We start from the raw sequence: 22,116 nt of genomic DNA on the forward strand, positions 1-22,116 counted from the left end.
CTTACTTCTTCGTGACCTGGCCGTCCTGCGTGACGCGGCAGGCGGCGACGATGTCGTCCTCGAGGTCGATCTTCAGCGCGCCCTCCTTGGTCAGCACGAGCTTGAGGAAGTCGAGCACGTTGCGCGCGTACAGCGCCGACGCGTCGGCCGCCACCAGCGCGGCGAGGTTGGTCTCGCCGACGATGGTCACGCCGTGCTTGACCACCGTCTTGTCGGCTTCGGACAGGGGGCAGTTGCCGCCTACCCCGTCCGGGCCTTTACCGGCGGCGATGTCGACGATGACGCTGCCGGGCTTCATGGACTTGACCATGTCCTCGGTGATGAGGGTCGGCGCGGCACGCCCCGGGATCAGCGCAGTGCTGATGACGACGTCGGCCAGCGCCACGCGCTTGGCGACCTCGGCCTGCTGGCGCGTGAGCCAGCTCGCGGGCATCGGGCGGGCATAGCCGCCCACGCCCTCGGCCGCGTCCTTCTCTTCCTGGGTCTCGTAGGGCACGTCGATGAACTTGCCGCCCAGCGATTCGATCTGTTCCTTGACGCTGGGGCGAACGTCCGAGGCCTCGATGACCGCACCCAGGCGCTTGGCCGTGGCGATGGCCTGCAGGCCCGCGACGCCCACGCCGAGGATCACGACGCGCGCGGCCTTCACGGTGCCGGCGGCGGTCATCAGCATCGGGAAGAAGCGCTGGTACTTGTCGGCGGCGATCATCACGGCCTTGTAGCCGGCGATGTTGGCCTGGGAGCTGAGCACGTCCATGCTCTGGGCGCGGGTGGTGCGCGGGGCGGCTTCGAGCGCGAAGCCGGTGAGGCCGGCGGCGGCCACGCGTTGCAGGCCGGCGGCGTCGAAGGGGTTGAGCATGCCCACGAGCACGCTGCCGGACTTGGCGAGCGCGCATTCGGCGTCGCTCGGGGCGCGCACCTTGAGCACGATGTCGGCGCCGAAGGCGCCGGCCTGGTCGGTGATCTCGGCACCGGCCGCTTGATAGGCCGCGTCGGTCACGCTGGCCGCCACTCCCGCGCCGCTCTGCACACGCACCGTGTGCCCCAACGCCACCAGTTTCTTCGCCGTCTCCGGGGTCACGGCCACTCGGGTTTCGCCTGTCGTTGTCTCGGCAGGCACGCCTATCTTCATCGGAACCTCTCTGCGTCGGGTGTGTCGGCAAACTCCTGGGGTCGGGCCTCGCCCAGCGGCGGATAGGACGCACTCGTGCCCCCCGAACGAAAACGCGCATCGACCGGCAGAGGCAGCGCCGCGATCTCGGCGCCGTCGGCGTTGCGCACGCGGCGCTCGAACAGGCCGCGCGCGCGAAAGTGCGGATGGGCCACCGCCTCCTCGAGCGTCGCGACCAGCGCCACGCAGACGTCGCGGCCGTCGAAACGCTGCAGCCATTCGTCGGCCGTGCGCTGCGCGATCGCGTGCGCCACCGCATCGCGCGTGGCCTGCGGATCGAGCGCGGGATCCTCGAGCTGCGGCGCCTCGATGATCTCGAGGAATGCGTGCCAGAACTTGTCCTCGAGCGGTGCCACCGCGAGATGGCGGCCGTCGCGCGTCGCATAGACCTGGTAGCGCGGCGTGCCACCCGTGACCAGGCCGCGCCCGGCCTGCGGCCAGCGGCCGGTGGCCTGTCCCTCGGCCAGGCCCCAGTACATCAGCGTGAACAGGTTGTCGGCCATCGCCACGTCGAGATGGCAGCCGGTGCCCGTGGCGTCGCGCTGCCGCAGCGCCAGCAGGATGTTCATCACCGCCGGATAGCAGCCGCCCGCGATGTCGGCCACCAGTGCCTGCGGGAGCGGCGGCGTGCCGTCCGCGCCCGCCGAGAGGCCGAGCATGCCGCTTTGCGCGAGGTAGTTGAGGTCGTGCGCCGCCACCTCGGCGAGCGGCCCGTGCTGGCCATAGCCGGTGATCGAGCAATAGACCAGCCGCGGATTGACGCGCGCGAGCGCCGCGGGATCGAGGCCCAGGCGCTGCATCACGCCCGGGCGGAACTGCTCGACCAGCACGTCGGCCGTGGCCACGAGTTCGAGGAAAGCGGCGCGATCGTCGGGCTGCTTGAGGTCGAGCGCGAGCGAGCGCTTGCCGCGGTTGAGCAGCGCGAAGTTCGCGCTGTCGCCACCGAAGCGCGGTTCGTACGAGCGCATCTCGTCGCCGCGCCCGGGCCGTTCGATCTTGATGACCTCGGCACCGGCATCGGCCAGCAGCAGCGTGCACAGCGGCCCCGGCAGCAGGGTGCCGAGGTCGAGCACGCGGATGCCCTCGAGCGGCGGCATCATGCGGTGGCGCGCCGCGCGGCGACCTGTGCGCGGCGCGCGGGCACATAGGCGGCCTGGCCGAGCGCCGCATGCAGCGCCTGTGTGACCTCGAAGTGCGCCGCGAGGCCGGTGCGCTCGAGCAGCGCGATCGGTCCCTCGGGATAGCCGAGGCCGAGCCGCAGCGTCTTGTCGAGATCGTCCGCGCTCGCCAGGCCCTCGTCGAGCCGGCGCAGCGCCGCGTTGAGGTAGGGGCGCAGCAGCCGGTCGACGATGCGGCCGGGGAAGTCGGCGCACACGGCCACCGCCAGCCCCGCGCCGCGGAAGGCCTCGCAGGCGGCCGCGAGCGACTCGGCCCGCGTTCCGGGCTGGCGCACCACCTCGACCAGGTTTGAGGGCGCCGCGTCGCCGAGCCGGAAGCGCGCGAAGCCCACGAGGTTCGAACCTTCGAGGCCGCGCGATTCGCCGCCGTGCACACCCAGGCATTCGCTGCCGAGCTCGACCGCGACGAAGGGGCAGGCTTCGAGCGGCTGTGCGTCGCGTAGCGCGGCACCGGCCTGCAGACCGAGGAACACGCGCGCTTCGCCTTGCGGGGTGGCCGCCTCCAGAAAAGGATGGGGCGCGGGAAAGGAGCGGCTGTCACCGCCATGGACGATGCGATAGGAAGTGGTTGTCATGGCTCAGGCTCCGTGAAGCGCGTTGTCGGCATAGGCATGGAATCCGCGGCCCGACTTCTTGCCCAGGCGGCCGGCGGCGATCATGCGGCGCACGAGCGGCGGACAGGCCGCGCGCTCCTCGTGCGTGAGGCCGTGCATGGCCTCGCACAGCAGGCGCTGGGTGTCCAGGCCGATCAGGTCGAGCAGCTCGAGCGGGCCCATCGGATAGCCGAGCGCGGCCTTGATCGCGGTGTCGATGTCCTCGGCGCTCGCCACGCCTTGCTCCACCAGGCGGGTGGCGTCGTTGTTGAACGGGATCAGGAAGTAGTTGAGGATGAAACCCGGCGAGTCCTGCGTGCGCACCGGCTTCTGTCCGAGCGCCTCGCAGAAGGCCCAGGCACGCTCGAAGGTGGCCTCGCTGGTGTTCAGGCCCGGCGACATCTCCACCAGCTTCATCAGTTGCGCGGGCAGGCAGAAGTGCATGCCGACGAAGCGGTCGGAGCGGCCGCTGCCGCCGGCGATCTCGGTGATCGAGATGGTGGAGGTGTTCGAGGCGAAGATCGCATGCGGCGCACAGACCGCATGCAGCTGCTCGAAGATCCTGTGCTTGGCGCCGAGGTCCTCGAACACCGCCTCGATCACGAGGTCGCAGTCGGCGAGGTCTGTGAGCGCCGTGGTGCCCTGCCAGCCCTCGAGGATGCGCCCGGGCGCATCGGGCGGCAGCTTGCCCTTCTTCACCGAGCGCTCCAGGAAGACCCGCGTCTGTTCGCGCGCGCGGTCCAGCGCGTCCTGCCGCAGGTCGAACACGCGGGTCCTGAAGCCCGCCCGGGCGCACACGATGGCGATGCCGGCACCCATCGTGCCGCATCCCACCACGCCCACTGTCTTGATCTCGCTCATCGTCGGTCCTTGGTTGATCACGTTGCGCTAACGCTCGAGGAAGCTGCGGCCGATGAGCTGGCGGTGGACCTGGTTGGTCCCCTCCCAGATCTGCGTGATCTTGGCGTCGCGCATCAGCCGCTCGACGCGGTAGTCCTTGCAGTAGCCGTAGCCGCCGAGCAGCTGCACCGCATCGGTCGAGGCCTTCATCGCGAGGTCGGTCGCGCGCAGCTTCAGCACCGAGGCCTCGATGCCGAAGTCGCGCTCGCCCGCGTCCACGCGCTGCGCCAGCGACCACAGCCACGACTCGACCAGCGCGATCTCGGCCGCGAGGTCGGCGACCATGAACTGCACGCCCTGGAATTCGAGGATGCGCCGGCCCGACTGGCGCCGCTGGTTGATGTAGGCCACCGCGTCCTCGAAGGCCGCGCGCGCAATGCCCAGCGCATGCGCGGCCACGCTCGGGCGGGACTTGTTGAGCGAGGCGAACAGGATCTTCAGCCCGTCGCCGGGCTCGCCGAGCAGGTTGGCGCGCGGCACGCGGCAGCCGTCGAAGGCCAGCGTGGCGGTGCTCGATGCGCGCGTGCCCATCTTGTCCTCGAGCCGGACCACCGACAGCCCCGGCGTGCCCTTCTCGAGCACCAGCACCGAGATCGCGGCCTTGGCATCGGCGATGCCGGCCCACTTGCCGAACACCAGGTAGAGGTCGGCGACATCGCCGTTGGTGATGAAGCTCTTGCCGCCGTCGATGACGATCTGGCCGTTCTCCTCGCGGAAGGTGGTGCGCATGCCGGTGGCGTCGGAGCCGGCGCCGGGCTCGGTGATCGCGAGCGCGCCCAGGCCGCCTTCGGCGATGCGCGGCAGCAGACGCTGCTTCTGTTCCTCGGTGCCCCAGTCGATCAGCGGCTTCATGGCGTGGTAGTTGGTGGCCCACACGATGCCGGTGGAAGCGCAGGCCTTGCTGATCTCGCGCACGCAGGCCAGGTAGCAGAGGTAGGACAGCGGCGCGCCGCCGTACTCGGCGGGCACGAACATCGCGTTGAGCCCGAGCCGGTTGATGTTGCGCAGGTTCTGCGCCGGGAACTCGCCCGTGCGGTCGTGGTGTTCGGCGCGCGGCGCGATCGCCTCGCGCGCGAGTTGCTGCACGCTGTCGAGCAGCATGCGCTCGTCGTCGGCCAGCGCGATGCCGGCATCCAGTCGTTGGAGAAGGTTCATGTCAGTGCGCGATGCCCTGGGCACCGTCGAGGTAGATGGTTTCGCCGCTGAGGAAGCCGCCCGGCTGCGCGTAGAGCGCGGCGACGAAACGGCCGACGTCCTCGGCGGTGCCGGGCTCGCCGGATGGAATGCGCTTCTGCAGGTAGGCGCGCAGCGGACCCGAAGCGAGCATCCCGGCGTTGAGGTCGGTCTGGATGTAGCCGGGCGCGACATCGATCACGCGGATGCCCGCCGCAGCCCATTCGACCGCGAGGCAGCGGGTGATCGCGCCCACCGCGGCCTTCGACGCGCAGTAGGCGACGTTGCGCTTCACGCCGAGCTTGTCGAAGAAGGAGCCGATGTTGACGATCAGCCCGCCGCCCGCCTCGACCAGGTGGGGATGGACCGCTTGCGCGGCCAGCAGCGTGGCGGTGGCGTTGGTGTCCATCACGGCATGCCATTGGTCGAGCGGCGTCTGCGCCGCCGGCGACTCGAGGTGCACGCCGGCGTTGTTGACCAGCCCGGCGATGCGATGGCCGCGCCCGGTGATCTCGCGGCAGGCCTCGGCCATCGCGCCAGCCTGCGCCACATCGGCGCGCACGCCGAACAGTCGCGCGGCGCTGGCGGTGCTGGCCTCGGGCAGCGCACCCGAGCGCGAGACGCAGGCCACGGCGTGGCCCGCCTCGGCCAGCGCGCGCGCGATGGCGGCGCCGATGCCGCGGCTCGCGCCCGTGACCACGATGCATTGCTTGGTGTCGTTCATCATCGATCCTGGAAAACGGGTGGGCGCTTCTCGACGAAGGCACGCATGCCCTCCTCGGCGTCCGCGGTGCGGTAGGCGAGCGTCGACAGGTCGGCCTCGATGCGCAGGCCCTCGGCCAGCGGCGTCTCGGCCCCACGCAGCACGGCATCGCGCGCAAACTGCAGCGCGCGCAGGCCGAAGCCGCTGAAGCTGCGCGCGAACGCGAAGGCGGCGTCGATGCCCTCCTCGCGCGCGACGATGCGCTGCACCAGGCCGATGGACAAGGCTTCGTCCGCGCCCACGCTGCGCCCACTCATCACGAGCTCCAGCGCACGCCCCACGCCCACCAGCCGTGGCAGCCGTTGCGTACCGCCATAGCCGGGGATCAATCCCAGCTTGATCTCGGGCAGCGCGAACTTCGCATGCGGCTGCGCAAGCCGGAAAGTGCAGGCCAGCGCGAGCTCCATGCCGCCGCCGAAGGCATAGCCGTTGACCAGCGCGATCGAGGGAATGGCCAGCCGGTCGAGGCGCGCGAACACGGCCTGACCGAGCTCAGCGCCCTCGCGTTGCGCCGCGAGGTCGCGCCCACGCAGTTCCTGCACGTCGGCGCCGGCGCAGAAGGCCTTGTCGCCCGCGCCGGTCACGATCAGCGCGCGTGCGCCCGAAGTCTCGGCGCGCGTGATCGCATCGCCCAGGTCGCGGATCAGCTCGAAGGACAGCGCATTGAGCGCGGCCGGCCGGTCGATGCGCAGCACCGCGAACTCGGCTTCGCGATCGAGCGCGATCATCGCGTGCCTCCGGCCACGAAGCGCACCGGCTGCGGCACGATGCTGCCGGCCCTGGCCCAGGCGGCCAGCTCGCGCTTGAGGATCTTGCCGCTCGCGGTGAGCGGAAACGCGGGCAGCACGAGGTAGTACTCGGGCATGTCGAACTTCGACAGCCCCTGCGCATCGAGGTGCGCGAGCATCTCCTGCGCACTCGGCGGCTCGCCCGCGCAGACCAGCGCGAGGCAGACCTTCTCGCCCAGTCGCTCGTCGGCGACACCGAAGGCCGCGGCCTTGTTCACCGCCGCATGGCGGTAGGCCAGGTCCTCGATGCGCGCCGGATGGATGTTGTGGCCGCCACGGATGATCAGGTCCTTCTTGCGGCCCACGATGCGCAGGTTGCCTGCCGCGTCGAGCTGGCCGAGGTCGCCGCTCATGAACCAGCCGTGCGCGTTGAACGAGCGCTCGGTCGCGTCCTGGTCGCCGAAGTAGCCGAGCATCAGCACGCCGCCGCGCCCGGCGATCTCGCCGACCTCGCCGGGCTGCGCCTCAAGGTCGGGGTCCTGCTGCGACCACAGCCGCACCTCGTAGCCGAGGCAGGCCGGCCCGCAGGTCTCGGTGACCACCTTCACGCCATCGGCCGGGCGCGTGTACTGGTGCGAGCCGCTCTCGGTCATACCGTAGACGTTCTGCGGCTGGATGCCGAGCTTGAGGAAGCGCCGCGCGGCCTCCTCGGGAATGGGCGCGCCCGCCATGTAGAAGATGCGCACGCGACCCAGGTGCTTCATGCCGCGCCGGTCCATGTCGTCGAGCAGGTCGATCGCATGCGTGGGCACGCCCATCACGTAGGTGGCGCCCGACTCCACGATCCAGTCGAGCCGCGACAGGCCCGCGGCGGGGTCGTGCAGCACCAGTTCGCAGCCACTGACCAGGCATTGCTCGATCGCCACGGTGCCGATGTGATGCGACAGCGGGCTCAGGCTCAGCAGCACCGTCGACTCGTCGTGCCCCCAGTCGGCCACCATGGCGCGCCCGTTCGCCAGCAGCGTGTTGTCGCTGTGCATGACGGCCTTGGGCAGGCCGGTGGTGCCGCTGGTGAACGCGAGGTAGACGACTTTGTCGGGGTTGGTGTGCGGCGCACGGCCCCAGCGGCTGCGTTCGCGCTCGCGCGGGCGCGCGGGGAAGGCATGGGCCGGCGGTATCCGCGGCACTGGCGGCGCACCGGCCTCCGGCGGTGCCACGCACCAGGCGCGACGCAGGCTGGGCAGGGCCGTGACGCGCGCGAGCACGTCGTGCCGCGCGGCATCGGCACCATAGCCCGCCTGCGTGAAGAAGGCAGCGCAGCCGATGCGTTCCAGCAGGCCGACGACCTCGTCGAGCGTGTAGTTCTGATGCAGCGAGGGATTGCACACATAGCCGTTGCGCGAGCAGGCGAGAAAGACCACCACGGCCTCGACGCGGCTGGGCATCCACACCGAGACGCGGTCGCCGGCGCGCAGGCCCGCGCGGTCGAGTTCGACGGCGAGCATATCGACCCACTCGTGCAGCGCCTTCCAGCTCAGGCGGTGGTGCAGGTCGCGCACGGCGGGCGCGGCACCGCGCAGCTCGGCATGCCGTTGCAGCAGGCCGTAGAGGGTGTCGGACTGCCACACGCCCGACAGGTAGTGGCCGCGTGCCGTCTCGGGGTCGTGCAGCGTGAGGATCTGGGTCACGGTGGGCTCCACGCGCGGGTCAGTGGCCGAACTTGGAGCCATCGGGCTTGCGCCGCGCGGCGAAGGCGTCGGCCAGCTCGGCATGCTCGTCGGTGTTGAGGTAGCCGCGCAGCAGCAGGTCGTGCGCCATGCGCGAGAGGCCGCCGACGCCGCCGTGCCGCGCGTTGAACGCCGCCTTGATCGAGGCCAGCGCGAAGGCACCGCGCTCGGCGATCTCGAGCGCGAACTCGCGCGTGGCCTGCTGCAGCGTGTCGTCGGGCACCACGCGGTTGATCAGGCCCATGGCCTGCGCCTCGGCGGCCGGGATCTTCGGATTGCTGTACCAGATCTCCTTGGCGCGCTTCTTCCCGACCAAGTCCTCGAGGTACCAGGTGCCATAGCCCGCATCGAAGCTGCCGACCATCGGGCCGACCTGGCGAAACACCGCGCTGGCCTTGGCGATGGTGACGTCGCACACCATCTGCAGCACGTTGCCGCCGCCCACGGCCAGGCCGTTGACCGAGGCGATCACGGGCTTCTGCAGGCGGTCGATGCTCTCGTACATCTCGAGCGTGGGCAGCACGCCGGCATAGAGCAGCGTGTCCTCCATGCCGTCCTTGCGGCCGCCAAGGCAGAAGAAGCGGTCGCCCGCACCGGTGATCACCAGCACGCGGGTGCGCGTCTCGCGCCGGACCTGGTTGATGCAGTCGCGGATCTCGTGGCACATGCGCTCGGTGAACATGTTCCCGTCGTGCGGGCGATTGAGCGTGAGCGTGCCGACGGGGCCGTCCTCCGCGTAGGTGATTTCTTCAAAGGCCATTGATCTGTCTCCGATGGGTTGCGTGCGCTGTCTCCGCAATCGCCGTGCCACGAGCAATGCATGCGCGTCGCGAGAGGCCGGAGGGCGGGCGCTCTCCCTGGAGAGGACGGCGGCTTTCACCGATACGCAGGGTCTCGAATCACCCGCGACGCGTGCGCTTCGTTGCGCGCCACTGCATTCAGGCCGGACAGATCGCCGCTCGCCTGTCTTCGCCACCGACAGTGCGCGCGCCACGGCGCGTGGTGCCGTCACTGGCGTCGATGCGGCGAAGCCCGCGTGGCATGGAGCTTGCCCCCGACAGGCCTCGATGGCCTCGCGCCTCGTCGCAACGGCCTTCAGCTCCGCACCATCAACCAGGAAATCCGAGACATGAAAAGAACCCTTCGCGCCCACCTTCCCTTCCTCGCCGCGCTGGCCGCGCCTTGCGGCGGCGCGTTCGCGCAGTCCAGCGTCACCGTCTTCGGCGTGATCGACGCCACGCTCAGCGGCTACAGCAGCCGCTCCGATGCGCGCTCGCCGACGCTGGCCGCGCTCGCGCTGAGGCCCGATCGTGTCGGCGTGAGTCGCACCGAGCTGCGCAACTCGGGCTACAACGGCAGCCGCATCGGCTTTCGCGGCACCGAGGACCTGGGTGGCGGTCTGGCCGCGGGCTTCTGGCTCGAGGCGCCGGTGACCAACGACGACGGGCAGCAGGGCATCGCCTCCTTCGCGCGGCGCGCGACCGTGAGCCTGTCGGGTGCCTTCGGCGAGGTGCGCATCGGCCGCGACTACACCACCACCTTCTGGAACGACTCGGCCTTCGACCCCTTCGGCGTCAACGGCGTGGGCACGACCCTGATCTACACCGCGAACATCTTCGAGCCCTCGGGCGCCGCGGGTGGCTTCGGCACCAACGCGAACTACACGCGCATCGGCAACTCGATCTCGTACTTCCTGCCGCCGACGCTGGGCGGCGTCTACGGCCAGTTCCAGTACGCCTTCCACGAGCGCGACAAGTTCTCGCCGGACGGCACCACGCCGCCGGGCCTCGCTGCCAACGGCGCGGTCAATCCGGGCGCGGTGACCTCGGTGCGCGCGGGCAGCTATGTGGCCGGACGGCTCGGCTATGCCTCGGGGCCGCTCGATGTGGCGATCTCGGCCGCCTCCTTCGTCACGGGCGACAGCTACTACGCGGGCACCACGGACCGGGTGCGCAACCTCAATGCGGGTGCGTCGTACGAGTTCGGGCCGGTGAAGCTCTTCGCCGAATACTCGCGCTCCACGTCGGTACGCTCGCATGAAGACTTCACGCCGCTCGCGGCGCGGCGCCCCGACGTCGAGGTCCAGGGCTACTCGCTCGGCCTGACCGCGCCGGTCGGGCCCGGACTGATCCGCGCGGCCTATTCGGCGGTGAAGTACGACCTCGGCACGGCCCCGGGTCTCGCGCAGCCGCAACCGCGCGCCCATAAGATCGCGCTGGGCTATGTGCACAACCTGTCGAAGCGCACGGCGCTCTATGCGACCGTCGCGCAGGTCAACAACCGCAATAGCGCGGCCCTGGTCGTGAACGGACCGGCCTTCATCAACAACGCGAACTACCAGCCGCGTTCCTCGCGCGGCTACGACTTCGGCATCCGGCACGCGTTCTGACGACGCGCCACGTTCAACGTCACTCGAGCAGGCTGGCGATCACGCCCGGGTGCGCGCGCTCGAAGCGCCGCGCCATCGGCGCCAGCCGCTCGCGCCAGGCCGCCGTGTCGGCGATCGTGCGCAGCACGAGGCCGCGCGCGGCCAGGTCGGCGAGTACGCGTTCGTCGTCCTGTCGCAGCGCGTTCCATTGCGCGTTCACCGCCTCGTCGGCGGCGCCTTGAACCCACGCGCGGACTTCGGCCGGGCCCGGCATCTCGGCCCGGCCGACCAGCCAGTAGGTCAGCAGGCTCATCTCCTCGACGCGCCAGGCCACCGGTGCCTGCTGCGCCGCGACGGTGAGCCAGACGCCGGGCGATGACATCAGACCATCGATCTCGCCGGAACGCAGCGCCGCGCCGACGCGGTGGATCGGCATCGGCACCGGTTTGCCATTCAGCGCCTGCACCAACTCGCCGAGATGGCCGGGCCCGGTGACGCGCAGCCGCAGCGACTGCAGGTCGGTCTCGCGCGCGCCGCGCGCATCGGGCGGCGTGCGGAACACCATCAGCTGTTCGGCGCCGCGCATCACCGCATGCAGCGCGAGGCCCAGCGGTGCCAGCACGCGGTTGAACACCGCCATCGCGCGCGCGAGCGCACCGGGCCGCGCCATCGCGCTGTCGGTGAGAACGAAGGGCAGCGTGGCCGCGCCGAGCGCGGGCGCGAGCTGCTCCATGTAGGCCACGCTGACCCAGGCCAGGTCGGCCTCGCCCTCGCGCACGCGCTGCAGGCCCGCGGCCTCGGCATGGCGCGGGTCGGACTCGAGGCGGATGCGCGCATGGCCTCCGCCGAGCTGCGCGAAGCGGCGCGCGAAGGCCTCGAAGTACGGCGCGCGCGGATGCGCGAGCGGGAAGTCGGTCACCGCCTTGAGTTCGATTTCGCTGTGCATGTCCCGTTGCCTCGGTGGCGTCGCCAGCCCCTTCGTGTTTACCCGCATCGGGTGCATTCGCCAGCGACAGTGGTGGATATTATCGATACGATACGGATCGAAATGCAATAGAAGAACCGGGATCGACCAGGGACGAACGGCGCGACAGTGCCACTTGACAGGACGAAACGATGACCGAACAGCACGGGATGATGGGTGTCCTCGTCGTCGACGAAGGCGGAACGATCGTCTTCTCCTCGGGCGTGATGTCGCGCGCGGCCGTGGCCACCGCGGTGATCCAGCGCTGGCGCCGCGCCGAGGACGCACTGGGCGCGCTGTGGAGCGTGCGCAGCGGCGACATGTCGCTGTGCGTGCTGGCGACACAGGCCGACCAGGCCTGCGCCTTCTTCGCCCTGAGCGACGGCTGCAACGACGAGCTGCTCAATTTCGTGAACGCCGTGCCCTTCGCGGGCGACATCCTGCGCCACCTGCTGACCAGCCCCTACGAGGCCATGACCGTGGTCGACAGCGCGGGCGTGGTGCGCTACCTGAGCCCGGTGCACGAGAAGTTCTTCGGCATGGAACGCGCCGACTGGATCGGCAAGCACGTGACCAAGGTGATCGAGAACACGCGGCTCGACACCGTGGTGCGCACCGGCAAGGCCGAGATCGGCCAGACGCAGGAGATGCGCGGCGCCACGCGCATCGTCTCGCGCGTGCCGATCCGCGCGCGCGGCGGCGAGCTGGTGGGCGCGGTGGGCCAGGTGATGTTCCGCGGCCCCGAGCACCTGCAGTCGATGAACGCGGAGCTGAGCCAGCTGCGCACGGAGGTCGCTTTCTACCGGCGCGAGCTCACCAACCGGCGCACCAATTCGCTCGGCCTCGAGCAGATCGTGGGCAACAGCGCGGTGATCCGCAAGCTCAAGGACGACATCGTGAAGGTGGCGCCGCTCGACGTGCCCGTGCTGCTGGTCGGCGAGAGCGGCACCGGCAAGGAACTGGTCGCGCATGCGCTGCACCTGCTGAGCATGCGGCGCGACAACCCGCTGGTGCTGGTCAACGCCGCGGCCCTGCCCGCGACGCTGGTCGAGAGCGAGCTGTTCGGCTACGAGGCCGGTGCCTTCACCGGCGCCGAACGCAAGGGACGCAAGGGCAAGTTCGAGCAGGCCAACGAGGGCACGCTGTTCTTCGACGAGATCGGCGACATGCCGCTGGAGATCCAGGTCAAGCTGCTGCGCGTGCTGCAGGACGGTGCCTTCGAGCGCGTCGGCAGCGAGCGCAGCCGCAGCTCGAACTTCCGCCTGATATCAGCGAGCAACGTGGACTTCCAGCGCATGATTGCCGAGAAGTCGTTCCGCCTCGACCTGTTCTACCGCATCAGCGGCGTGACGCTGCACGTGCCGTCGCTGCGTGAGCGCCGCGACGACATTCCGCTGCTGGTCGAGCACGCGCTCGAGAACTTCGCGCAGCGCCACGGCACCGCGAAGAAGCGCGTGAGCGCCGCCGCGATGGAGCTGCTGGTGCGCCAGCCGTGGCCCGGCAACGTGCGGCAGCTGATCCACACGCTCGAACGCGGCGTGATCTTCGCCGAAGGCGAGGAGATCGGCCCCGGCGACCTCGGCCTGCTCGGCGAGGGCGAGCACGGAGGCTCGGCGATAGCCTCTCTGCTCGCGCCGCGCGGGCCGGGCGAGCCGGGCGAACGGCCGCTGCCTTCGGTCGCGTCGACGATCTCGACGGGCCCGGTGCGCGAAGCGGTCAGCAGCCTCGAGATGTCGCTGATCCGCGATGGCATGGCGCGCTTCAAGGGCAACAAGCTGCGCGTGGCCTCCGAGCTCGGCATCTCCCGCTCTTACCTCTACAAGCGGCTCGCAGAGATGGGGCCGCTGTGAGGCGCGCGCTGTCCGCCGCTGTCTGCGCGCGTGCCGCGGCGAACGACAGTCTGCCCGCGCCGTGCACACCACGGGCACGAACCGTGGCGTACCGGCCCCTGCTTCGCGATGGCACAACGCTTGCACCCTTCGAGCGCCACAGGCATCTGGAGAAGGCAATTGGCGATACAGGCAAGCGGCGCGGCGCCGGTGGGTTTCATCGGTATCGGTGCGATGGGTTTTCCGATGGCGCAGCGGCTCATGGCGCGCGGCCATGCGCTGGTGGTGCACGACACCAGCCCCGAGGCAATGACGGCCCTCGGCGCGCAGTCGGCGGCATCGCCGCGCGAGGTGGCGCAGCGCTGCGAGGTGGTGTTCTGCTGCCTGCCGAGCCTCGAGACTTATCGGGCCGTGGTGCTCGGCGTAGACGGACTGCGCGAGGGCCGGCGCATGACACACTACGTGCACCTCGGCACCACCGGCTCGGCACTGGTCGAGGAGTTCGAAAATACGCTAACGCGGTGTATGACCATCGACGCCCCGGTCACCGGCGGTCCCGCGAACGCGGTCGAGGGCCAATTGACCTCCATCGTGTCGGCAAGCACCGAGGCCCTCGACACCTGCCGGCTCATGATCGAAAGCTACTCGGCTCACCTGATCGTGGTATCGCAACGGCCCGGCGCGGCGCAGCAGATGAAGCTGATCAACAACATCGTCTCGGCCGCCAATCTCGCGGTGGCCTGCGAAGCGCTGGTGGTCGGCGCCCGGGCCGGGCTCGACCCCACGATGATTGTGCAGGTGTTCAACCGCGGCAGCGGCCAGAACAGCGCGACGCTCACGAAGATTCCCGCGGCCGTGCTCACGCGCAGCTTCGACTGGGGCGCCGCGCTGCGCATCGTGCTGAAGGACGGCGCGCAGTTCCTGCGCGATGCCGATGCGGCGGGCGTGCCGGTCGAGGTGGCGCGTGCGGTGATCGAGAGCTACCGGCGCGCGGCCAGCATCGAAGGACCCGATGCCGACATGACCACCGTGATCCGCCAACTCGAACGCGCGGCCGACCTGCACGCCACCGCCCTGCCCCTGCCCTCCTGACACGCGGGGCTGGGTGCCGCACGGCGGCGCGCGGGGATGACGCTACGATGCCTTCGCTTCCCTCCTCCACGCCATGACCACCTCCGCCACTCCCCGCTCGCCGGGCCGCCAGCGCGACACCGCCGCGCACGAAGCGATCCTCGCCGCCACGCACGAACTGCTCGACGAACTCGGCTACAGCAAGCTGTCGATCGAGGGCGTGGCGAGCCGCGCGGGCGTGGGCAAGGCAACGATCTACCGCTGGTGGCCCCACAAGGGCGCGCTCGCGGTCGAGGCTTACCTGACGGCCGTGGCGCCGAGCATCGCCTTTCCGGTGACCGACGATCCGCGCCGCGACATCGAGGTGCAGGTGCATCGGCTCGCCCGCGTGTACCGCGGACAGAAGGGCCAGACGCTGCGCACCATCATCGGCTCGGGCCTGGCCGACGAAGGCACGATGCAGCTGCTGTCGGACGGCTACCTCAACCCGCGCCGCGGCGTGGCGAAGGCGGCGCTGATGCGCGGCGTCGAGCACGGCGTGTTCCGTGACGACCTCGACCTGGAACGCGTCATCGATGCGATCTACGGTCCGCTGTTCCACCGCCTGATCATCGGCCACGCGGCGCTCGACGTCGCCTTCATCGACACGTTGCTGCAGATCGTGCTCGACGGGATCTCGGTGCGGCCGCCGTCGCGCGCACCCAAACGCTGAGCTTTTTTTCGATACGTCTCGTATCGAATCGGTCTCGGCATGTTGCTTGCGGTTCGCAGGCGTGGCGATCGGTCCACGCCTTTCCGATTTTTGCGGAGCACAACACCATGAGAGACAAGCGACGAATTCTTCTGGCCGCGGCAGGCGCGGCATTGCTGCTCGCGGCCGGCGGCGCGCATGCACAGACACAGCAACAGGCCTACCCGTCGAAGCCCATCCGCATCATCGTGCCGCTGGCGCCGGGCGGCTCGGCCGATGTGCTCGCGCGCGCGGTCGGCCAGCAACTGGCCGAAGCGCTCGGGCAGCCCGTCATCATCGACAACAAGCCCGGCGGCAACAACATCATCGGCACCGACGCACTGGCGCGGGCCACGCCCGATGGCCATACGCTGGGACTGCTGATCAGCACCCACGCGATCAATCCGCATGTGAACAAGGCACTGCCCTACGACTCGCTCAAGGACTTCGCGCCGGTCGCAATGGTGGCGCTGATGCCGGGCCTGCTCACCGTGCATCCGGGCGTACCGGCGCGCAACGTGCAGGAGCTGATCGCGCTTGCGAAGGCGAAGCCCGGCGCGCTGGCCTACGGCCAGGCTGGCCAGCTCTCGTCCGGCCACCTGTCGATGGAGCTGCTCAAGCAGGTCGCGGGCGTGGACATCGTCAGCGTGCCCTACAAGGGCGGGTCGGCCGCGCTGTCGGATGCGGCCGCGGGCAACATCCAGGTGCTGATCAACAGCCCGGTGAGCGCGATGCCCTTCGTGAACGCGGGGCGGCTGCGGGCGCTGGCGACCACCGGAGCGCGCAGGCCGGCGGCGTTCTCGCAGTTGCCCACGCTCGCCGAGTCGGGCTATCCGGGCTTCGACCTCAACGAGTGGTACGGCCTCTTCGCGCCGGCGCGCACGCCGCGAGCCGTGGTCGAGCGGATCAACACCGAGGTGCGACGGATCATGGCGAGCCCGGCGATGGTGAAGCGGCTCGCGGAGATCGGGGCCGAGTCGCCCGCGATGGACACGGCCGGGTTTGCGGACTTCGTGACGGGCGAGACCGCGCGCTGGGGCGAGGTGGTGCGCAAGGTGGGCGTGAAGCTCGAATGAGCCGGCCCCGTCGACACGCCGAATGCCGCGCGTGCCGACGGGGCGATGTGGGGACTAGAAGCGGAAGCGCGAGCCGCCGTCGATCGAGATCACCTCCCCGCTGAGGTAGGACGCACGCTCCGACACCAGGAAACTCACGAGGTCGGCCACTTCCGCGGGCTCGGCCATGCGGCCGAAGGGCAGCGAGGCCAGCAATGCGTCGTAGGCCTTGTCGGCGGCCTGCGTGGGATTGAGCAACGAGGCGGTGCGGCCGGTGCGCACCAGACCCGGGTTCACGCCGAGCACGCGCACGCCGTGATCGACGCTCTCCGCGCCCAGCGCCTGGGTCAGCGCGATCAGCGCCGCGTTCGCGGACGAGGTGCCGATCGATTTCGGATTCGGGCGCAGCCCGCTGATGCCGATGATGTTGAGGATCACGCCGCGCCGGCGCTCGCGCATGCGGCGGTAGAAGGCGCGGCACAGCGCGATCGTTCCCATGAGCTTGCCTTCGAAGCCTTCGCGCAGCGCGCCGGGGTCGACGTCGAGCAGGCCGCCACGCGGGATCGCGCCCGCGGAGTTGACGACGATGTCGACCTCGGGGAAGGCGTCGACCAGGAGGCTGTCGGACAGGCGCGAGAGATCGGCCTCGAAGATCTCGACCGACACGTCATGCGCGGCGCGCAGCACGTCCCGCGCTTCGACGAGCGCGGCCTTGTCGCGCGCGACCAGCCGCACATGGCAGCCCTCGGCGGCCAATGCCTTCGCGCAGGCGAAGCCGATGCCTTTCGACCCGCCGGTGACGAGCGCCGTTCGGCCGGACAGTTGCAGATCCACTTTGTTGACTCCAATGCTTCGATGGGGATGGGATGCCGGCCGCCCCGCGTTGCGGCGAAGGGCCGGCGGCTGGCTTCGCTACCGCAACGCGCATGCCATGCGAGGAAGGGCGTGCTTCGGCGCGATGCGGGCGCGCCGATGTCGTCGCGGCGGTCAGCCTTCGACCGGCGCGCGCGCAGTGTCCGCGCGGCGAACAGCGGCGCGCGGGCCGCGGCGGGAACTTTGGCATGCGCTTCGCAGCGAAGGCACGGGCGGCGCGCGATTGGCATGGGCGTTGCGGAAAGGCCCGCATGTCATCCCCCACACCGAACCCGGCGGAGATTCCGCTCGACACGCTGCCGCGCAAGCGCTCCGCCCCCCTCGACCTGCTCGAGGGGATCCGCGTCCTCGACCTGACCTCGTCGATCGCCGGTCCCTATGCGGCGCAGCTGCTCGCCGACATGGGCGCGACCGTGGTGAAGGTGGAGCCGCCGGGCAAGGGCGACGACGTGCGCGCCTGGGGCCCGCCGTTCCTGCAGGGCGAGTCGCTCTGGTACCTGAGCGTCAACCGCAACAAGCACAGCATCACGCTCGACCATGCGCAGCCCGAGGGCCACGCGATCCTGCGCCGGCTCGTGGCGCAGGCCGATGTCGTGATCGTGAACCTGGTGCCGCGCGTGCAGCGCAAGCTGCGGCTCGATGCGCGGACGCTCGGCGCGCTCAGGCCCGGGCTGATCCACGTCTCGCTGACCGGCTTCGGCGGCGAGGGCGAGCGCGCCGACCTGCCCTGCTACGACCTGGTCGCGGAAGGGTACTCGGGCGTGATGGCACTGACCGGCGAGCCCGATGCGCCGCCGCAGAAGGTGGGCACGCCGGCCGCGGACCTGCTGGCGGGACAGGACGCGGCGCTCGCCACGCTGGCGGCCCTGCAGCGGCGCCACCGCAACGGCGAAGGCTGCGCGATCGACATCTCGATGGTGGAGAGCATGACGCGCTTCATGTCGCCGCGCATCCTGCCCTACCTTGGCGGCGGCGAGCTGCCGCGCCGCTCGGGCGGGCGCGACAGCGTGATCGCGATCTACCAGGTGTTCGAGACGGCCGACCAGCCGATCACGCTGGCGCTCGGCAACGACGCGGTGTGGACGCGCTTCTGGCAGGCGGTGGGACAGCCCGAGGTCGCGCACGAGCCGGCCTTCGCAACCAACGCGCTGCGGCGCGGCGCGCGCGCGCCGCTGGTCGAGAAGATCGCGGCCCTGCTGCGCACCGCGCCGCGCGCGCACTGGCTCGCGGCCTTCGCGCGCGAACGCGTGCCCGCGGGGCCGATCCATGGCGTGGACGAAGTCGCGGCCGATACCGCGCTACGCGAGCGCGGCTTTCTCTATGCGGTGGACAGCGATCGCGGACCGTTGCCGCAGATCGGCCTCGGCATCCGCTTCGACGGCGCGTCGGAAGGATCGACGCGGCCGCCGCCGACGCTCGGCGCGGACACGGTGCAGGTGCTGACGCAGTGGGCGGACGTGGACCCGGCGGCAATCGAGGGCTTGCGCGAGCGGCGCGTGATCTAGCGCCGCGGTCCGCGCCGCCTCACATCCCCGTCACGCCGCGCTCGAGCGCGAAGGCCAGCAGCGCCTTCTCGTTCGGTTCCTGCGGCCAGGTGTCCTGCGCGAGCCACTTGTGGAACGAGCTCGCGGCGATGCGGCTCGCGGGACCCTCGCGGCGCCAGGCGCGCGCGATCGGCGCGGCGAGCAGGTCGAGCCGGTCGGCCTCGAAGCGCGCGCGCACCTGCGCCTGGTCGGCCTCGGGCATCTCGGCATAGAGGGCGCGCGCCTGTACCATGCGCGCGTTCTCCCACAGCTCGAGGATGCGGCGCATGCGCTCGCCTTCGGACAGCGCCGGCGCCGCCGCGGGCTGCGCGGGCGTGGCCGGTGCCGGCGAACCCGGGGCGGCGGCTGCGCCGGCCGTGGGCGGCAGCGCCTTCAGGCCGGCATAGCCCTTCTTGAGCGCATCCTTGAAATAGGCCGCGGGCGACTTGAGCTCGGGCATCGCGGCATTGCGCAGCCGCTGCTCGACATGGTCGAGCGTGGCGCGGATCTGGCCTTCGTCGGTGATGGCGTAGAGGTCCTGCGCCTCTTCCTGCTTGATGCCCAGCGCGATCAGCCGGCCGACCAGCTCGAGGTCGAACACGTTGCGGTCGGCCGAGGAGATGTCGCCGAGCCGCTGCTGCACCTTGGGCACGACGCGGAACTGGATCTCCTCGATTTTGCGGCCGCGCTTGTGCTCGATGAGCTCGATGCTGAAGTCCTCGCACAGCGCGTCGATCTCGGCCAGGGCCTTGCTGATCACGTCGCGCTTGAGGAAGCGGTAGTCGACCTCCTTGATGTCGCTGCGGCCGGTGAGCACGGCGGCCCACCACAGCACGTCCTCGCGCATCGACAGCCGGCCCGGCGAGGTCAGGTAGCGCGCGCCGATCTCGTAGAGCACGGCGGCCGAGTAGCTGCGCATCTGGCCGCTGATCTCGAGCAGCACGCGCGTGTACTGGTGCGGCTTGACCAGCCGCTCCTTGATCTCGTCGGGATAGCGCCAGGTGACCATGCACGGACGGCCCCGGCCCTGCTCCTCGATGGTGACGGTGCCCAGCAGCTGGGTCGACACCCAGCGCCGCAGCGCGGGACCGCTGGTCGACCACTCGATGGTGGTGGCCTGCATGTCGCGCAGGTGGGCCTTGAGCAGCTCGGTGTTGTTCGAGTTGAAGCGGGCGTCGCCGATCAGCTCGCTGAGCGGGAGCTGGTAGACGGGCTCGTCGACCCCCTGGCGCTGCGAGTGGTAGAGCAGCGCGTTGTAGATCCGGCGCGACAGCAAGGTGAGCCGGCCCCGCTTGGGCCGGATGGCGATGGCCTCGTTGGCCTTGGCCACGCTCTGCTCGTCCGCCGGGGGTGGCGGGCGCGGAAGTGTGCGTGGAAGGTCGTCGTCGGCCATGTTGCGTAAGCGGGAGGGTTCACATGATGCTTGGCTAATGTGAATTCGTCAAATCACAAACCCGGGTGCCTTGGTGAGTTTAAAGATAAACACTTGGGAGATTGAAGAGTTGGCGGTCCGATTTCTCTTTTCACGACAAGGACTTGCGAGGCTTTCTGTGAGTGTTTATGGGAGTTGATGTGAGGACCGTTGGGATTTGATGTGAGATCCGTTGGGGTACCGACCCCTGGAATGTGAGCAGGAATGGGGTCCAATGTGAGTGGACAAGGGGAACGGGGCGGTGCGGGCCCCGGATTGCGGCGATGACCGCCCCCGCAGCGCCGGTTTGGGGCCTCCGGGCTGCCTGGCGCTCGCCGATGGACCCGGATCGCGCCCGCTTTTTGACAACTCCGCGACGGGTTCCCCAACCGACCTCACAATAGAGAGGCGGGAAATGCTCTCGTACTCGGTGGAAGTTGTTCATTCGACAGATTCTCGTAGAATTGCAGAATTCTGTCGAATAAGGTGTCTCCCCGATGTCCGTCAATGCACCGCCGATCCCTGGAAACCAGGTTTCCACCGAGGCTCCGCTTCCCCCCCGCCAGGTCATCAACATGTCCAAGATTGCCGCCCTGGCAACGCGGGCCGGTTCGATGGTCGAGCAGATCCGCAGCATGCTGCTGGCCCCCGAGGCCCGCAAGGTGCCGCCCATTTTTTCCACTGCCCAGCTCGCCGCCCTGTGCGGCGTCGACAAGGCGCACGTCGCCTACCGCATCACCAAGGAAGACCTGCCGGCCGGCCGGCTCACGCCTTCGGGCGGCAAGCGCAACTTCGGCCTCGATGAGCTGCGTCGCTGGACCCGCACCTACCGCGCCGACAAGATGCGTCCCGCCGGCCGTAAGGCCGTGACCATCGCGGTCGGCAACTTCAAGGGCGGCGTGGCCAAGACCACCACCGCGATGATCCTGGCCCAGGGCCTGAGCCTGCGCGGCCACCGCGTGCTCGCGATCGACACCGATCCGCAGGGCTCGCTGACCACGCTGCACGGCCTGCTGCCCGAAGCCGAGGTAACCGAGGACATGACCATCGGCCCGCTGTGCGACGGCACCGAGCGCGACATCCGCTACGCGATCCGCTCGACCTACTGGGACGGCATCGACCTCGTGGCCGCCGCGCCCTTCCTGTTCTCGGCCGAGTTCGCGCTGCCGGCGCGGCAGATGCAGGAGCCGGGCGCCAAGTTCTGGGACGTGCTCAACGAAGGCCTCGAGAGCGTGCGCGATCTCTACGACGTGATCGTGATCGACACGCCGCCGTCACTGTCCTATGTGACGATCAATGCCCTGTGGGCGGCCAACGGCATCGTCGTGCCCGTGCCACCCTCGGGCCTGGACTTCGCCTCGTCGGCGCAGTTTTGGTCGCTGCTGGCCGACCTCGGCGGCAACCTCGACGGCCAGAGCAAGGACCGCGAAGGCAAGGCCTTCGATTTCCTGCACGTGCTGCTGAGCCGCGTCGACGCGGCCGACCCGGCCATGCCCGCGGTGCGGCAGTGGATCCAGGCGACCTATGGCGAGTACACCTTGCCGGTCGAGATTCCGAAGACCAGCGTCACCAGCAACAAGGCGGCGGAGTTCGCGACCGTCTACGACGTGCAGCGCTACGAAGGCGCCGCCAAGACCTACAAGCGCGCCGTCGATGCGTACGACGCCTTCGTGGAACTGGTCGAGCAATCGGTGGTGGGCGCGTGGGGTGCGCAGGGGCGCCCGCGTTGATGAGTAGTTCGTCGGATCCGGTGCGTGGAAACCTGGTTTCCACGCCCATGTCGAAAAGGCTCGCAGCGCGGCCCGAGGAAGCGTTCGGCCCGGGCCGGAAGGGCCGGGCGATCGCGAGGCCGCCGCGCGCCAGGTTTGAAAGACGGGGTGGCGTGGAAACCAGGTTTCCAGCAGCCGTCTCCGATACGCGTCCTGTCGATGCGTGGACCTTCGGCCCCTGGCTGCCGTCCCCATCGCCCTCTCTATATATGCAGACCCCAGGGGCCCTCCGTGGGAACACCGCGCCGACGACCTCGGCGCTTTCGGCTTTTGCCGCGCCGGCGATCCGG

The 22,116-nt window shown here is 69.9% G+C and carries 19 protein-coding genes; 7 read left to right on the forward strand and 12 right to left on the reverse strand.

What is annotated here, in order from left to right; genetic code table 11:
• Position 1: 1 nt before the first annotated feature.
• The 9 genes from AC07PU_RS21125 to AC07PU_RS21165 are packed head-to-tail and all read right to left on the reverse strand — an operon-like array spanning position 2 to position 8,993.
• Positions 2 to 1,132, reverse strand: a complete 1,131-nt coding sequence (locus tag AC07PU_RS21125) for a Re/Si-specific NAD(P)(+) transhydrogenase subunit alpha (protein ID WP_495320197.1) — start codon at positions 1,130 to 1,132, stop codon at positions 2 to 4.
• Positions 1,129 to 2,271 (reverse strand): CaiB/BaiF CoA transferase family protein, encoded by a 1,143-nt coding sequence (locus AC07PU_RS21130; RefSeq protein WP_495320199.1) that lies wholly within the window; start codon positions 2,269 to 2,271, stop codon positions 1,129 to 1,131. The genes AC07PU_RS21125 and AC07PU_RS21130 overlap by 4 nt, the downstream gene beginning before the upstream one ends.
• A complete protein-coding gene (locus tag AC07PU_RS21135; protein WP_495320201.1) occupies positions 2,268 to 2,924 on the reverse strand; it encodes a 3-hydroxyacyl-CoA dehydrogenase family protein in 657 nt (218 codons plus the stop codon). Before AC07PU_RS21135 ends, AC07PU_RS21130 begins: the two co-directional genes overlap by 4 nt.
• A 3-nt stretch (positions 2,925 to 2,927) precedes the next feature.
• The gene (locus AC07PU_RS21140; RefSeq protein WP_495320203.1) at positions 2,928 to 3,803 is read right to left on the reverse strand and encodes a 3-hydroxyacyl-CoA dehydrogenase family protein; all 876 of its coding nucleotides are present in this window, start codon (positions 3,801 to 3,803) and stop codon (positions 2,928 to 2,930) included.
• A gap of 27 nt (positions 3,804 to 3,830) precedes the next feature.
• Positions 3,831 to 4,997, reverse strand: coding sequence for an acyl-CoA dehydrogenase family protein (locus AC07PU_RS21145; RefSeq protein ID WP_495320205.1), 1,167 nt, complete (start codon positions 4,995 to 4,997; stop codon positions 3,831 to 3,833).
• 1 nt (position 4,998) lies between these two features.
• Positions 4,999 to 5,739: an SDR family NAD(P)-dependent oxidoreductase gene (locus AC07PU_RS21150; RefSeq protein WP_495320208.1), complete on the reverse strand. Its 741-nt coding sequence runs from the start codon at positions 5,737 to 5,739 to the stop codon at positions 4,999 to 5,001.
• On the reverse strand, positions 5,739 to 6,506 hold the full coding sequence (locus tag AC07PU_RS21155) for an enoyl-CoA hydratase/isomerase family protein (RefSeq protein WP_495320210.1): 768 nt from the start codon (positions 6,504 to 6,506) through the stop codon (positions 5,739 to 5,741). The genes AC07PU_RS21150 and AC07PU_RS21155 overlap by 1 nt, the downstream gene beginning before the upstream one ends.
• Positions 6,503 to 8,194, reverse strand: coding sequence for a class I adenylate-forming enzyme family protein (locus tag AC07PU_RS21160; RefSeq protein ID WP_495320212.1), 1,692 nt, complete (start codon positions 8,192 to 8,194; stop codon positions 6,503 to 6,505). Before AC07PU_RS21160 ends, AC07PU_RS21155 begins: the two co-directional genes overlap by 4 nt.
• A 19-nt stretch (positions 8,195 to 8,213) precedes the next feature.
• Positions 8,214 to 8,993, reverse strand: a complete 780-nt coding sequence (locus tag AC07PU_RS21165) for an enoyl-CoA hydratase-related protein (protein WP_495320214.1) — start codon at positions 8,991 to 8,993, stop codon at positions 8,214 to 8,216.
• A 369-nt stretch (positions 8,994 to 9,362) separates the two neighbouring features.
• On the opposite strand from AC07PU_RS21165, the gene AC07PU_RS21170 reads away from it, so the two are divergent.
• Complete coding sequence (locus AC07PU_RS21170; RefSeq protein WP_495320216.1) at positions 9,363 to 10,622, forward strand: porin; 1,260 nt, start codon at positions 9,363 to 9,365, stop codon at positions 10,620 to 10,622.
• A gap of 19 nt (positions 10,623 to 10,641) precedes the next feature.
• On the opposite strand, the gene AC07PU_RS21175 is transcribed toward AC07PU_RS21170, so the two are convergent.
• Entirely contained in the window at positions 10,642 to 11,547 is a 906-nt protein-coding gene (locus AC07PU_RS21175) for a TRAP transporter substrate-binding protein (protein WP_495320218.1), read from the reverse strand.
• A 170-nt stretch (positions 11,548 to 11,717) separates the two neighbouring features.
• Between AC07PU_RS21175 and AC07PU_RS21180 the strand changes: the two genes are divergently transcribed.
• The 4 genes from AC07PU_RS21180 to AC07PU_RS21195 all read left to right on the forward strand — a co-directional run bounded on the left by AC07PU_RS21180 (position 11,718) and on the right by AC07PU_RS21195 (position 16,271).
• Positions 11,718 to 13,415 (forward strand): sigma-54 interaction domain-containing protein, encoded by a 1,698-nt coding sequence (locus tag AC07PU_RS21180; RefSeq protein ID WP_495320220.1) that lies wholly within the window; start codon positions 11,718 to 11,720, stop codon positions 13,413 to 13,415.
• A gap of 108 nt (positions 13,416 to 13,523) precedes the next feature.
• Positions 13,524 to 14,486, forward strand: coding sequence for an NAD(P)-dependent oxidoreductase (locus tag AC07PU_RS21185; protein ID WP_495320222.1), 963 nt, complete (start codon positions 13,524 to 13,526; stop codon positions 14,484 to 14,486).
• Between the two features lie 73 nt (positions 14,487 to 14,559).
• Positions 14,560 to 15,177: a TetR/AcrR family transcriptional regulator gene (locus tag AC07PU_RS21190; RefSeq protein WP_490877609.1), complete on the forward strand. Its 618-nt coding sequence runs from the start codon at positions 14,560 to 14,562 to the stop codon at positions 15,175 to 15,177.
• 107 nt (positions 15,178 to 15,284) lie between these two features.
• On the forward strand, positions 15,285 to 16,271 hold the full coding sequence (locus tag AC07PU_RS21195) for a tripartite tricarboxylate transporter substrate binding protein (RefSeq protein WP_495320224.1): 987 nt from the start codon (positions 15,285 to 15,287) through the stop codon (positions 16,269 to 16,271).
• Positions 16,272 to 16,325: 54 nt separating this feature from the next.
• Here the strand turns inward: AC07PU_RS21195 and AC07PU_RS21200 are convergent, their stop codons facing one another.
• Complete coding sequence (locus AC07PU_RS21200) at positions 16,326 to 17,084, reverse strand: short-chain dehydrogenase/reductase (protein WP_495320226.1); 759 nt, start codon at positions 17,082 to 17,084, stop codon at positions 16,326 to 16,328.
• 290 nt (positions 17,085 to 17,374) lie between these two features.
• On the opposite strand from AC07PU_RS21200, the gene AC07PU_RS21205 reads away from it, so the two are divergent.
• Positions 17,375 to 18,628, forward strand: a complete 1,254-nt coding sequence (locus tag AC07PU_RS21205) for a CaiB/BaiF CoA transferase family protein (protein ID WP_495320228.1) — start codon at positions 17,375 to 17,377, stop codon at positions 18,626 to 18,628.
• Positions 18,629 to 18,647: 19 nt separating this feature from the next.
• On the opposite strand, the gene AC07PU_RS21210 is transcribed toward AC07PU_RS21205, so the two are convergent.
• Positions 18,648 to 19,976: a RepB family plasmid replication initiator protein gene (locus AC07PU_RS21210; RefSeq protein WP_495320230.1), complete on the reverse strand. Its 1,329-nt coding sequence runs from the start codon at positions 19,974 to 19,976 to the stop codon at positions 18,648 to 18,650.
• Positions 19,977 to 20,632: 656 nt separating this feature from the next.
• On the opposite strand from AC07PU_RS21210, the gene AC07PU_RS21215 reads away from it, so the two are divergent.
• Positions 20,633 to 21,787, forward strand: a complete 1,155-nt coding sequence (locus AC07PU_RS21215) for an AAA family ATPase (RefSeq protein ID WP_256222935.1) — start codon at positions 20,633 to 20,635, stop codon at positions 21,785 to 21,787.
• Positions 21,788 to 22,116 lie beyond the last annotated feature (329 nt).

The organism is Variovorax sp. GW821-FHT10D07 (genome assembly GCF_059415325.1).